The organism is Pontibacter deserti (assembly GCF_023630255.1).
Classification (GTDB): domain Bacteria; phylum Bacteroidota; class Bacteroidia; order Cytophagales; family Hymenobacteraceae; genus Pontibacter; species Pontibacter deserti.
In genome coordinates this window covers 2333240-2347050 of record NZ_JALPRS010000001.1, presented here as the reverse complement: position 1 = coordinate 2347050, position 13811 = coordinate 2333240, and the positions used below count along the sequence as shown (strand labels likewise).

Genomic DNA, 13811 nt, shown 5'->3' with positions numbered 1-13811 from the left:
ATGTCCCTTAAAATACAGAAGTCTGGAGAAGCTGAGGCGTCGTTGTTGCAGGTTGCCAACCAGTCAATACAAATTCGTTTACAAAAGATTCCTTTCAATTATTTATTTTGGGCAGGTTTATTCATTGTTATACTTCTGCCTCTTTTACCCCGGCTTATACTTGGCACAGACTCTTACATTACTGTGCACGACACCCTGGATTCAGAGTTTGTTTGGCGAATGAAGATGACGCAGAATGGAAGGTTGATAGGAGACAGTGCACTGGACCAGAGTGTAATGAATGGTTTTCCTTCTTACCTGTACCCAAGTCAGTTAAACATACTGGCATTGCTTTTCCTGTTCCTGAGTCCGTTTGTGGCTTATACTATAAACGAGTTGCTGGTGCACAGTATAGCTTTTATAGGAATGTTTTTGCTGCTTAGGAAATATGTTGTACCAAACCCGGAGTATAAACTTATAGTTATTGGAGTTGCCCTTTGCTTTGGATTGCTTCCGTTTTATTCCATCTATAACCTTTCTGTAGCCGGGCAGCCGTTGTTGCTCTATACTTATCTCAACCTTCTGAAACGGAAGTATAGTTTACCAGACTTCCTGATCATTCTTCTGTTTCCTTTTTTCTCCAGCCTTCCATTAGTAGGTTTCTTTATTTTGGTAGCACTTGGCATGTGGTTCCTTATCGAGCTTTATAAACAGAAGAAAATTCCATTCCCTTTTTTAGGTGGTATTGGGTTGCTGGCTGTCTGTTATCTTATAACAGAGCATAACCTGATCTATACCATGTTCTTCAACAAAGACTTTGCGTCTCACCGGGAAGCTTACGATCCCGCATATCGTGCCTTTAATACAACAGATACTTTCAAAAATATTTATATCGATTTTGTATCCGGAATGATACATGTAGGCAGTGTGCACAGACCAGTACTGTTTTCGGTAGCAATTGCCGCAGCCATCTTAACCTACTTCAGAAAAGATAAAGTATTAGGCAGGCTATACTTGTTGCTCGGAGTGTGTTTTTTACTCGCATGTATATTTGGTATTTACCAATGGGACGGGATCATCACACTAAAGGAAAAAATATCTTTTATCAAAACCTTCAACATATCCCGATTCTTCTGGTTTCAGCCATTGGTGTGGTTTACTCTTTTTGCTTTCTCGCTTGCAGCTATTCTGAAATACACCCGCTTAGGGTTAGTAGTTGTAATAGGTCTTTTAAGCACACAATTAGCATTTTGCATCAAAAGCACTACTTTCGCCGATAACCAGATCTTTAATAATTGGTATTTAGTATGGGCAGAGGCTACCGGCAGTAACAGGCCTGAAAATGTACTTACTTATCGGGAGTTTTTCTCTGAGCCACTGTTCAACCAGGTTAAAGCGCGTATCGGTAAGCCACAGCATCAGTATAGAGTTGTAAGTTTTGGTTTGCATGCCAGCATTGCCCAGTATAATGGGTTTTATACCTTAGACAGTTACCAGAACAATTACCCGTTGGCTTACAAAAAACAGTTCAGGGAGGTTATAGCGCCAGAACTGGAACGTAATGAAAAATGGCGGGAGTATTATGATGGCTGGGGTAGCCGCGCCTACTTATTTCCGGCAGAACTTGAGAGCTTTTATACCAATACAAAAGATAAAAATGGGAAAGTAAAACTTTTGAAAATGAACACAGAAGCCTTTAAAAGTATGGGTGGAGCATACGTTATTTCTGCTGTAGAAGTAACAGACACGACAGCTTCCGGATTGAGCTTATTTAATGTTTTTGACCATCCGGAATCTCCCTGGCGGATATACTTGTATAAAGTTAAATAGCTAGTCTGTTTTTACTGCACCTTAATTGTGTGTGGCACCGCATTACGCGGCCAGTTGCTTGCATCTACAGGTTCGTTTGCAATTTTATCTATCACATCCATTCCTTCAATCACTTCCCCAAATACAGTATACTCATTATCAAGAGAGGGTACGCCGCCTATAGTTTGGTAAAGCTTTATTTCCTGTGGTGAATACTTTATACCATGTTTTTCCTCCCAGGCACGTATCTCATCCAGATCTAATTTCCTGCCTTGTACAATGTAGAAGTTGTGTGATGAAGATTCTTTATCCGGGTTTTGGTCGTCGCCGTAACGGGCCATGGCTAGTGCTCCTTTTTTATGGATATACTTGCGGTTAAGCTCCTGAGGGACTTTGTAAACAGTCTGTATCATAGTACGGTTATCAGAATCACCGCCTTGTATGGCAAAGCCCTTTACCACTCTGTAAAACTCACCCTGGCTATAAAATCCTGATTTTGTGAGCCGGACAAAGTTAGCGCGGTGCAGCGGCGTATCTTTGTAAAGGCGCACTTTAATATCGCCGTGGCGGGTACTGATCACAGCTATACTATCGGGATGTTTCTGGGCATAAGCTGTTAATACTTCTTTTACATTAGCAGAATTAAGTGGAATCGTATCTGGATCAGCTTCCGTTTTAGGTGCCTTTGCTTCTGTTTCCGCATTTTTGGTTTGCTGGTTACATGAGATACAAGCCAATAAGCTAAAAGCCAGCGCTATACTTTTTAAAGTTGAGAAGGATTTCACAGTTGCAGGATTTATAGTTTTATATTCTGATGGTGGTTTATACGCATAAAGTTAATTTCGATTATAGTTGCTTCCGCATTACATAATCGTTCATCCAGTATGGCCCTATCGGAATATCTTCTTCCTGGTGTACGTGGTAGCCGCAGGTCTCATAAAATGCTTTAGCCTTATTATACTTGTTCACGTTCAGGTCAAGTATATTTCCGCCCAGTTGCTTTACCTCGTTCTCCACATAAGCTATTAGCAGTTTTCCTAAACCCTTACCCTGGCACTCTGGCAGCAGGTAAATTTTATTGAGTTTATAAACTTTCTCTCCAGCGTCTTTTAAACTATAGGCTGCAAAGCCAAGCGGCTGCTCATCCTGGTATAATAACAGAAATGTCTGCCCGTCCTGCATCTGTTGCTGCAATGCTTCCGAAGTATAGATCACGTCAAACATATACTCTATTTGCTCCTTCGATAATATGCTTTTATAGGTTGGCTCCCAGATAGCTTCGGCTAAGGCTTTTATAGTCGGGACATCAGAAATAGTAGCGGTTCGGATTTTATAGTTGCTCATAATGCTGTAGCTATAGTTGCAAGTTAAGGGCTGCAAGTATAAATGCCAACCGTATAGTTGCTTTGTGCTTATACTGTAAATGATACCTTTGCAGTAACAATAACCTAAACCTTGTACATGAAAGCAATATACCTTGAAGCAATAAATTCCCCGTTCGTACTTATTGAGAAAGAGAAACCTGTTGCTGGCCCCGGTGAAGCTGTGGTACAGGTTAAAGCTGCAGCCCTAAATCACCGCGACGTATGGATACAGTATGGCCGCTACTTTACAAAAGATTACCCGGCTATACTTGGCTCGGACGGGGCAGGTATAGTTACCGAAGTAGGAGAGGGTGTAGATAAAAGCTGGATGGGCAAAGAAGTTATACTTGATCCATCTACGGATTGGGGCGATAACCCGCGGGCGCAGGGGCAGACCTATAAGGTATTGGGCATGCCTGAAGATGGGGCATTTGCCGAATATGTAAAAGTACGCGCTACCAACCTGCACCAAAAGCCGGAGCATCTGAGTTTTGAAGAAGCTGCTGCCTTGCCACTGGCGGGTGTAACTGCTTATCGTGCCATGTTTACTAAATGTGATTTAAAGGCAGGTGAGAAAGTGCTGGTAACCGGAGCAGGAGGTGGGGTAGCCTTGTTTGCTGTGCAGTTTGCCGTAGCCGCCGGGGCCGAAGTATGGGTAACCTCAGGCTCAGACGAAAAAATTGAGGCTGCTAAACGCCTGGGTGCAACCGGGGGAATAAACTATAAAAAAGAGAACTGGGGCAAAGAGCTGAAAAGTATAGCTGGCGGATTTGATGTAAGTATAGACGGTGCTGCCGGCGAAGGATTTGTGCAATTGATAAAACTGGCTAAGCCAGGCGGAAGAATAGGTATATATGGTGGCACAACCGGTATGATCGGGCAACTAAACCCTGCAGAGATTTTCTGGAAACAACTGGCCATACACGGCAGCACCATGGGCACTAACGAGGATTTTGCTGAACTGGTAGCCTTTGTGCGAGAGAAGCAAGTAAAGCCGGTAGTAGATTCCGTTTTCCCGCTGGAGCAGACTGAAGAAGCCATGCGCTATATGGAAGCAGGCAAGCAGTTCGGGAAGATTGTTATCACCGTTAGTTAATCTAAATGTCAACACAAGCCGCATGAGAGATTTGGTATAGTTTCATAGTTGCTGTTGGTCCAACCACCCCTCCTTGTCTAAGGAGGGGAGCTTTTCTGCTACTGTTATAGTTGGAGTTATAGTTCTATAGTTGCTGTTTTAACATCCCCTCCCCCCTTCAAAGGGGGACTTCCTGGCTTTACCACCCAATCAACTAAAGTTCTATAGGTACAGCCTGTGAGCGGACAGGTCGCGACCTGTCCTTACGGAAATACTCAGCAGGAAAAGCTACGAGCCATATCACCTCCAAATAACTATAACTTCTGCTATCGAAAGATATCAGTCTTTGGGTTGAGCGCCTCGAGAGGTTCCGGTGCTGAAGGCATTATGAGGTACGAGCAAAGGAAATGTACATAGCGCGAAACGCAAAGACGGGGCCTCCCGGCCATGAGGGCACCAAAGCCAACTATAAGACGATAGGTAAGTAAAGCTCCCAAGATTGGAAGTGGCTATGGAAGAAAAGCTTGATTCGAGGTGCAACAGGCTTTAACTATAGGACATATAAGATTCCTCGGCTAAAGCTCAGGATGACAGGTTGTAAACAAAAAATCTCGCTGCTAAAGCTATAGCAGCGAGATTTTTACCCCAGGAGAGATCATTCTAATCAGAAGAATCTCCTTAATCACTGAGCATTACTCTTTTATACCTGCCAGTTTCAGGAAGAAGGCATATTGCAAGGCTGTTTCGCGGTACGGACGGAAACGACCTGATGCACCCCCGTGGCCTGCCTCCATGTTGGTCTGCAGCAACAGCATATTGTTATCAGTCTTCATTTCGCGGAGTTTAGCTACCCACTTGGCTGGCTCAAAGTACTGTACCTGCGAGTCGTGGAGGCCGGTGGTTACCAGCATGTTCGGGTATTCTTTTTTCTCCACGTTATCATAAGGCGAGTAAGACAGCATGTAGTCGTAAGCTGGTTTTTCAGCCGGGTTACCCCATTCATCAAACTCACCGGTCGTTAACGGAATACTGGTATCCAACATAGTCGTTACAACATCCACGAACGGTACGGCTGCGTGTACACCTTTATATAGATCAGGACGCATGTTTACTATAGCACCCATCAACAAGCCGCCGGCGCTACCGCCCTGTGCAAATAGTTTATCCGGGTTAGTATACTTCTGCTGTATCAGGAATTCAGAAGCATCTATAAAGTCTGTGAAGGTGTTCTTTTTCTTCATCATTTTACCCTCTTCGTACCACTGGCGGCCCATTTCCTGGCCACCACGAATGTGAGCAATAGCGTACACAAAACCTCTGTCTAACAGGCTAAGGCGACCGGAGTTAAAACCAGGGTTCATGCTGATGCCGTAAGAACCATAAGCGTATAGCAGCGTAGGGTTGTTGCCATTCAGCTGCAGGCCTTTGCGGTAAACCAGCGAGATCGGAATTTTAGTGCCGTCTTTTGCAGTGGCATATATGCGTTTTGATTCGTAGTTGTTCTTGTTAAAATCGCCTACAACTTCCTGTTCCTTCAGCAGGGTTTTCTGCTTCGTCTCCATGTTATAGTCGTAAGTAGATACTGGTGTGGTAAGCGAGCTATAGTTGTAGCGTAACACTTTGCTGTCGAAGTCAGGATTGATGCCGATGCTGGCTGTATAAGCTTCTTCCCCAAAGTCAACATAGTAGTCGGTTTTAGGGTCGTTCCACTTTTTAATGCGCAGTTGGGTTAGGCCGTTCTTACGCTCCTGCAGTACCAGGTAATCTTTAAAGATCTCCGTAGCTTCCAGAAATGTATCGGCACGGTGCGGTATCACTTCTTTCCAGTTTGTTTTTGTAGTTTTGCCAACCGGGGTTTTCATCAGCTTAAAGTTAGTCGCACCATCCTTGTTTGTCCGGATGTAGAAGCTGTCGCCGAAGTGGTCCACATCATACTCCAGGCCACGCTCGCGCGGCTGTATCACTTTAAAATTAGCGGTAGGGTTAGAGGCATCTACATAGCGGTACTCCTGTGAAACCGTGCTGCTGGAACCGATAATGATGTACTTGTCTGACTTGGTTTTATATACAAACGTGCTGAAAGTCTCATCTCCTTCATGAAACACTTCCTTATCCTGAGAGGATGGCGTACCTAAAGTATGGCGGAAGATCTTAAACGAACGCAGGGCCGGATCTTTCATGGTATAGAACACGGTTTTGTTATCGTTGGCCCATACAGCTCCACCGGTAGTGTTAGGTATTCGGTCTGCTAATATCTTGCCTGTCTGCAGGTCTTTAAAGCGGATGGTGTACTGGCGGCGACTTACGGTATCTTCCCCAAAGGCAACCAATCTGTTGTTAGGGCTTACATTCATGCCTGATGCCGAGTAATAACCCAGGCCTTCTGCACGTTCGTTGGCATTCAGCATTACTTCTTCGGCGGCCTGCATACTGCCTTTTTTGCGGGCGTAGATCGGGTACTCTTTGCCAGCCTCAAAGCGGGTGTAGTAATAGTAACCATTCTTTTTGTATGGCACCGATTCGTCTGTCTGCTTGATACGGCCTACAATTTCCTTGAACAGCTTTTCCTGCAGATCTTCTGTGTCTGCCATCATCTGTTTGGTGTACTCGTTCTCCGCATTCAGGTAAGCGATCACATCTGGGTTTTCGCGCTCGTTCAGCCAATAGTAGTTATCGGTACGCGTGTGGCCGTGGGTGGTAAGCTCTTTAGGTACTTTTCTGGCAACAGGCGGCTGTGGTACGGCTGCGGCAGTAGTGGCCTGCTCCGTGGTGGTAGTTGTTGTTGCAGCGGTGCCAGTACTGGTATTGCTTGGTGAGCAACCGGTACCAACTACCAGCGACGCCGAAAGCAGCGTACCAATACAGGCGGCTGCAGGTTTCAGGTTCTTCATAGTATAATGGTTTCAGTTAATGTTGAGATGAGCTGCAGCCTGTGTGGCGGCAACTAAATGTACGCAGAATCATGAAAAAAATAAAATCAGTGATTGTTATGCAAGCATAATACTTTTAGTTAATTTGGGTACTATCAAACTATCAAATCAAACTATGGCTACACAACAGGAATTTGAAAGCGCAGTAGAGCGCTCTAAAACGTTAACCGAGCGTCCGTCTAACGACGTGTTGCTGCAACTATACGCATTATACAAGCAAGGCTCGGAAGGAGATGTAAATACAGAACGCCCTGGTGGTTTCGACTTTAAGAACATAGCGAAGTGGGACGCCTGGAAAAAACTGCAGGGCAAGAGCCAGGATGAAGCAATAGCCGAATATGTACAGCTTGTAAACGAACTGGCATCAAAATAAGCATTTGTTCTTTAGTTCTTTATTGAGCCGCAGCCTTACTGGTTGCGGCTTTTGTTTTTAGTAATTTTTGCTAAACCAAATCGTAATTCAATCCGATTAAACGTCAAATATTTATTGAAATAGTTCACTTTATTGTGTTGGGCGCGTATAAGTTCAAGGGATAACTATATAGCATTAGTTATGCTGCCTCTCCTTTGCTAAATATTCACCATAATCTGAACTACTATGAAGAAAAATTACCCACTTAAGCTATTAGCGTTACTGCTCTGGCTGGTGCCGTTTGCTATGTATGGGCAGACCACCGTTAGCGGTAAAGTAACAGATGCTGGCTCTGGCACGGCCCTGCCGGGTGTAGGTGTAGTGGTAGTTGGTACTACAACCGGTACCAGCACCGATGTAAACGGTAACTATACTATTACACTGCCAGCAGATAACGGAAGACTCACCTTCTCTTTTCTTGGTTATGTATCCCGTACCGTAAACGTAACACCTGCAGTTACAAAACTAGATGTGCAACTACAGCAGAAAACTACCAGCCTGAACGAAGTAATTGTAACAGGTTTGGCAACAACTGTGAAACGGACAAATGCTGCGAATGCTGTATCAACTATAAACAGCCGCGAAATAACCGGTACTACTACACCTCAGACCATGGACGCGGCGATTAGTGGCAAACTGGTTGGTGCCAATGTGGTTTCCAACTCTGGTGCGCCAGGTGGTGGTATAGCCATGAAGTTACGCGGTATTACATCCATATTTGGTAATGCGCAGCCGCTATATGTTATCGATGGTATCATAGTAGATAACTCCAGTATCTCAGCCGGATTAAACGTGGTAACTGCAGCCGCTAACCAGGGAAATGCCTCTAACCAAGATAACCCTTCTAACCGCATTGCAGATATTAACCCAGATGATATTGAAAGTATAGAAGTATTGAAAGGGGCCTCAGCGGCTGCCATTTATGGTTCTCTGGCTGCTGCAGGTGTTGTAATTATAAACACAAAACGTGGTACCGTAGGTAAAACGCTGGTCGATATCTCACAGGATATAGGTTTTACCGAAGCGGCTAATTTATTAGGTATGCGGACTTTTACCGAGGCTCGCGTTGACTCTACCTATGGTGCTAATTTTGTTCCTTTGTTTGTGCAGGCTCGCGATGCCGGACGCCTGATAGATTATGAAGAAGAGCTGTATGGAAATACCGGAATGCTTTATAATACACGCCTGAATGTAAGAGGCGGGAATGAAAGAACTCAGTTTTATGTAGGCGGCCTGATACAGGATGAAGAAGGTATTATAGAACGTACTGGCTATGAAAAAAAGGCACTACGCTTTAACCTGGATCATGAGATTTCTAAAAGATTTGACTTTAGTTTAAGCACTAACTACATCAACTCTACTGCATCGCGTGGTTTAACCAACAACGATAACGAAGGTGTTTCTTTTGGAGTTGCGTTGTCTAGTACCCCAAGCTTTGTTGATTTGTTCAAAGATGAGAATGGCCTGTATCCGAATAACCCATTGGCGGCTTCAAATTTCATACAAACACGAGACCTGATGACCAATGACGAAAATACAGACCGGTTTCTGGGTGGCGTTACTTTAAATACAAACCTTTATACTACTGCTACAAGTAACACAAAACTGGTTATCAGAGCAGGTCTGGATTTCTATAACCTTAAAACTATAGCTATTTTCCCTAGAATTCTTCAGTTCGAACGGAACGGTAACCAGGGTACATCTATACAAGGTAACAACTATAACCTTAATACCAATTATGCTGCCTTCCTGGTAAATAACCTGTCTTTGAACGAGAATAACCTGAATTTTACCACAACAATTGGTGCTACCCGCGAAAACTTTAACCAGGACCAGGTACTAACTATAGCCACTCAGCTTATAGGTTCCCAGACAAATCTGGACCAGTCAAGTTCTGTAGCAGTAGACCAGACACAACTTCCGGTTCGTAACAAAGGCTTGTTCTTTCAGGAAGAAGTAAATTACAGAGACCGTATCATTGCAACCGCTGGTTTACGCCTCGATAAGTCATCCAATAATGCAGATGTAAATGAATTTGTTGGGTTCCCTAAATTCTCGGTGGCACTAAACTTAGCAAACTTCGACTTCTGGGAATATGAAAAACTAAGTATGCTGAAACTGCGGGCGGCTTATGGTGAGGCAGGTGGTTTCCCGCCGTTCGGTGCTAAGTATACTTCGTTCTCACCATTCAATATTGGAGGTAGCCCTGGTATTATAGTTCCAATACAACGCGGAAATGCAGATATTAAACAAGAGCGGCAGAAAGAATTTGAGACCGGTGTAGACGTAGGTTTGATAGGTGACAAAGTAGTGTTGGAAGCTACTTATTACTCAAAAACAGTTTCGGATCTGATCCTGGTGCAGAACGTTCCAAGTTCGTCAGGTTTTTCGACTCGTGTTGTAAACGCAGGCGAACTGCGCAACCGTGGTGTAGAATTGGCACTTAATGTTACACCTTTCGATCTGCCTGGTTTTAAATGGGATGCAAAGACCAGTTTCTGGGATAATAACTCAGAGATTACAGAATTGAATGTACCTGCCTTCCCGTTAGGTGCCTTCGGTAACTCATTAGGCACATTTTTTATTGAAGAAGGTGCCTCTGCCACCCAGATAAAAGGTATAAAAGATGGAGAGGTAGTAGTACTTGGTGATGCTGCTCCGGATTTTCAGATGAACTTCCACAACTTCTTTACTATAAAGCAGAACCTGACCTTCTCGTTCCTGTTGCACTGGAAAGAAGGTGGCGATAACATTAACCTTACCCAGCTCCTGACAGACCTTGGCGGTACCTCCTTTGATTACGACGACGACGATGATGGTGATGGTATAACTAATGCAGAAGAACGTATCGGAGCTTTAGGTTCAAGTGCTGAGCCATTTGTGCAGGATGCATCTTATCTGCGCCTGCGTGAGATCGGACTTTATTATTCAGTACCATCCTCTTTTCTGGAGGGTAACTTCAGTGGTATTGTTCGTCAGGCACGTATCGGTGTATCGGCCACTAACCTGTTTACTATCACAGACTATGATGGCTATGATCCGGAGGTATCTAACTTTGGTGGCAACGGCCTTTCAACAGGTGTAGATGTTACACCTTACCCGTCATCAAAAAGATATAACCTGCATTTCACAATTGGCTTCTAACCTTACATATGATCGTTATGAAAAGATATATAAACATTATAAAGTATAAGCCGGTGATGGCGCTCCTGGTAATGGTGCTGTTTCTGCCTGCCTGTGAGATAGACGACATCCCTGACCCGAATAACCCAACAACAGAATCGGTACTCGTAAATGCCACTGTTGATGATTTGAACAACATAGTAGTAGGTACGGAAGCTGGTATGCGTAACTTTCTGGGTACTTATTATGAGAACGTAGGTGTTATCGGGCGTGAGCATTATCGTTTGTCTAATTCAGACCCCCGTTTCCTGTCAGATCTTCTTGGTGGAGAAAATGCCATTCTGGACGCGAACACTTTTTATACCACCAACCCATGGGCAGGTCGCTACAGAGTGGTGAAAAATGCCAATGTGCTGATTGCATCTGCAAACAACACTACTTTGATTTCGGAAGAAGAACGACAAGGATATATGGGGTTTGCTAAAACTATAAAAGCACACCAGTTGCTCATGAACCTGACCATGATGTATGAGCCTGGTATAAGGTTAGATGTAGGAGATCCTGATAACCTGGGGCCTTTTGTAGAAAGAGAAGCTGCACTTGATTCTATAGCGCTATTGTTAGATGAAGGAGCTGAACATATTGCAAGTGCCGGAGAATTATTTCCGTTTACTTTGTCATTAGGATTTGGAGACCCTGAAGTTGATGATGATTTTGAAACACCAGCCGGATTTTTACAGTTTAACCGTGCCCTTGCTGCACGGGTAGCTGTTTACCGGGAAGAGTTTGACGAAGCTCTGGAGTTGCTTGAAGATTCATTTTTAACACTAAATAATGATTTTGACAGAGGCGTGTATCATATCTTCAGTTCCGCATCTGGCGACATTTTAAACCCACTTTATATTGCACAAAATGAGTCAGGAGAGATACGAATAGCACATCCGAGCTTTATAGAAGATATTTCTCCAAACGACGATAGGCGTTCTAAAGTATCTAAAAGGGAGGAAGCTGCTGAGCAAAGTGATGTGGGTGGAGAATATGATGTGTTTGTATATACAACAAGAACTGCCCCAATCCCGGTTATACGTAACGAAGAGCTGATTTTGATTTATGCCGAAGCTAATATACAAACAGGCAATTTCCCGGAAGCTGTAAGAGCGATCAATATTATACGTCAGGGCCATGGCTTAACGCCTTATGTAGGTGCCCTTACAGAAGAAGCTCTGATTGATGAGATGCTGGAGCAACGCCGCTTCTCGTTGTACTTTGAAGGGCACCGTTGGGTAGACATGCGTCGTTACAATCGCTTAAATGAATTACCGATCGACCGTCCTGGTGATGATGTATGGACTACTTTTCCGAAGCCGTTCATTGAGGAAGCCTTCTAGCAGAAGTATAGATATTAACATAAAAGGAGCCCCGTAAGGCTCCTTTTTATTTTATTTCCAGGTATGGCCGCAATTGTAGCACCTGTACTTGTGGCTCAGGAAGGGCAACGGAAAACCAAATAGCAGGTAACTCAGCGAGAATACGGTTTTATTATACTTTTCTTCTGCAATATGATCAGAGCCACACTGGGGGCACGTTGTAGCTACCACATGTTCCTGCATGGGTGGAGCCAGTTCTATGTTATCATCTAATAAAAACTCACTGTCGCCACCTTGTATGCGGGCCATTACTGCGCGTGCTTCTTCTTCGTCTTGTTCCGTAACTTTTAGCTTTACACCACCAACAGCCACAGAGTAAAATGGCTGAGCACCCACTATATGCTCATCACTCAGAAAGCAAAGTATACCTTCCGCTTCCAGGCGCCCTTTCATGATATGGGCCTCGGTAGGTTCGTTAAAAGCGGCAATGGTTACTAAGCGTTCCGGCATGCTACAAAGTATAATACTTTAATCCTGTTACTGCTTTTTCTCAGGCAGGTCAAACGCCTGTGCATCATGTTCAAAATGTCCTTTGTGGGAGCCGTCGCAGAAAGGTTTATTTTTAGATAACCCACAGCGGCAAATAGATACCAGAGTGCGTCCACCTAATCCGTATACGTTTCCTTCTTTATCAACTATTTCAAAGTCGCCCTCTATTCTTAAAGAGCCGTTGCTGTTTACTGTTATTTTTGTGTTCGACATGTGTGTTCAGGTATAGGTATAAAACAAATATAGACAATTATACTTGTTTTATACTTCATACAGGGCAGGTATAAAACAACAGCGGCTACAAGAAACACCTTGTAGCCGCTGTTTTTTAAACTGATTTAATTTTATACTTAGTTGCTGTACATGTAAGTAAACGTTTCAGTTTCGCCAGAAGGCAGTGTAGTTGTCTGGCTGGTTGGATAACCGCGCTCATCATACTTGTAAGCATAAGTATAACGGTAAGTAGCTTTGCTGGCATGCACCAGTGTAGAAGCCGCAGTTATGTTGTTAGGGCTTGATGTAGCACCTGGCTCACCATGCAGGTGGAACGGGTTCTGGTTGGTGTCGTAAGAGTAAGTTGTAGTTGAGAACAATTTACCTTTGTTTTTGCTGTCTACTACATATTGTTTCTCTTGGCCAAAGTTGCCGTTAGGAAGTACCTCATACGTAGTATAAGACTTTAATTTGGCAGATTTTACATCTTTGCCTTCATAAACTGTCTTCTTCTTTAACTCCTTCTTTGAGTTGTAATCAAAAGTAGTAACAGCGCTGTACTCCAGGTTGCTACCATTGTAGTAAGAAGTAGTAGTTTGTGTCAACTGGCCTTTTTCGTTGTAACGAAAATCTTCGTCGGAAAGAAGTGCGTGGTTTGCGCCAGAGTGTGTGGTTTTCTTGATTATGTTACCCTTAGAGTCGCGAACAAACTTTTCGAAAGACTCCAGTTCACCAGTTTCCTGGTCGTAGTAGTTTATCTGGGAAAGCTCTTTACCTGCATAGGTATAAGATGTAACCTCAGATGAGTCTGCCATAACGTGGGAAATTGCACCTTGTTCAAAAGTTGGCTGAAGTGCATCTTTTTCTTTGTCATCGCAAGATGAGAATGCCACCACGCCGAAAAATAGCATGGCAGGCAAAATTCTGTTTTTCAATTTCATTTGGCTAAAAGTTGAAAACGTGAAAACTAAAAAATCACCAGTTACCTAA

11 protein-coding genes are annotated in these 13811 nt (G+C 43.7%); 5 read left to right on the top strand and 6 right to left on the bottom strand.

The window, feature by feature from the left end:
- A complete protein-coding gene (locus MJ612_RS10315) occupies positions 1-1809 on the top strand; it encodes a DUF6044 family protein (protein ID WP_187033394.1) in 1809 nt (602 codons plus the stop codon).
- 11 nt (positions 1810-1820) lie between these two features.
- On the opposite strand, the gene MJ612_RS10310 is transcribed toward MJ612_RS10315, so the two are convergent.
- Entirely contained in the window at positions 1821-2573 is a 753-nt protein-coding gene (locus tag MJ612_RS10310; protein WP_187033393.1) for a peptidylprolyl isomerase, read from the bottom strand.
- Positions 2574-2634: 61 nt separating this feature from the next.
- Positions 2635-3132, bottom strand: coding sequence for a GNAT family N-acetyltransferase (locus tag MJ612_RS10305; RefSeq protein ID WP_222619739.1), 498 nt, complete (start codon positions 3130-3132; stop codon positions 2635-2637).
- A gap of 117 nt (positions 3133-3249) precedes the next feature.
- Here MJ612_RS10305 and MJ612_RS10300 point away from each other — a divergent pair, with 117 nt between their 5' ends.
- Complete coding sequence (locus MJ612_RS10300; protein ID WP_187033392.1) at positions 3250-4248, top strand: quinone oxidoreductase family protein; 999 nt, start codon at positions 3250-3252, stop codon at positions 4246-4248.
- Between the two features lie 671 nt (positions 4249-4919).
- Here the strand turns inward: MJ612_RS10300 and MJ612_RS10295 are convergent.
- Positions 4920-7118, bottom strand: a complete 2199-nt coding sequence (locus tag MJ612_RS10295) for a S9 family peptidase (protein WP_187033391.1) — start codon at positions 7116-7118, stop codon at positions 4920-4922.
- A 154-nt stretch (positions 7119-7272) separates the two neighbouring features.
- On the opposite strand from MJ612_RS10295, the gene MJ612_RS10290 reads away from it, so the two are divergent.
- From MJ612_RS10290 to MJ612_RS10280, 3 genes are all read left to right on the top strand, one after another.
- Complete coding sequence (locus MJ612_RS10290; protein WP_187033390.1) at positions 7273-7530, top strand: acyl-CoA-binding protein; 258 nt, start codon at positions 7273-7275, stop codon at positions 7528-7530.
- Between the two features lie 225 nt (positions 7531-7755).
- Positions 7756-10713 (top strand): SusC/RagA family TonB-linked outer membrane protein, encoded by a 2958-nt coding sequence (locus MJ612_RS10285; protein ID WP_187033389.1) that lies wholly within the window; start codon positions 7756-7758, stop codon positions 10711-10713.
- A 17-nt stretch (positions 10714-10730) separates the two neighbouring features.
- Positions 10731-12080: a RagB/SusD family nutrient uptake outer membrane protein gene (locus MJ612_RS10280; protein ID WP_187033388.1), complete on the top strand. Its 1350-nt coding sequence runs from the start codon at positions 10731-10733 to the stop codon at positions 12078-12080.
- A gap of 51 nt (positions 12081-12131) precedes the next feature.
- Here MJ612_RS10280 and MJ612_RS10275 read toward each other — a convergent pair whose 3' ends face one another.
- The 3 genes from MJ612_RS10275 to MJ612_RS10265 form a co-directional block, all read right to left on the bottom strand.
- A complete protein-coding gene (locus MJ612_RS10275; RefSeq protein ID WP_187033387.1) occupies positions 12132-12569 on the bottom strand; it encodes a putative signal transducing protein in 438 nt (145 codons plus the stop codon).
- 27 nt (positions 12570-12596) lie between these two features.
- Positions 12597-12821, bottom strand: a complete 225-nt coding sequence (locus tag MJ612_RS10270; RefSeq protein ID WP_187033386.1) for a CDGSH iron-sulfur domain-containing protein — start codon at positions 12819-12821, stop codon at positions 12597-12599.
- A gap of 137 nt (positions 12822-12958) precedes the next feature.
- A complete protein-coding gene (locus tag MJ612_RS10265) occupies positions 12959-13762 on the bottom strand; it encodes a hypothetical protein (protein ID WP_187033385.1) in 804 nt (267 codons plus the stop codon).
- Positions 13763-13811 lie beyond the last annotated feature (49 nt).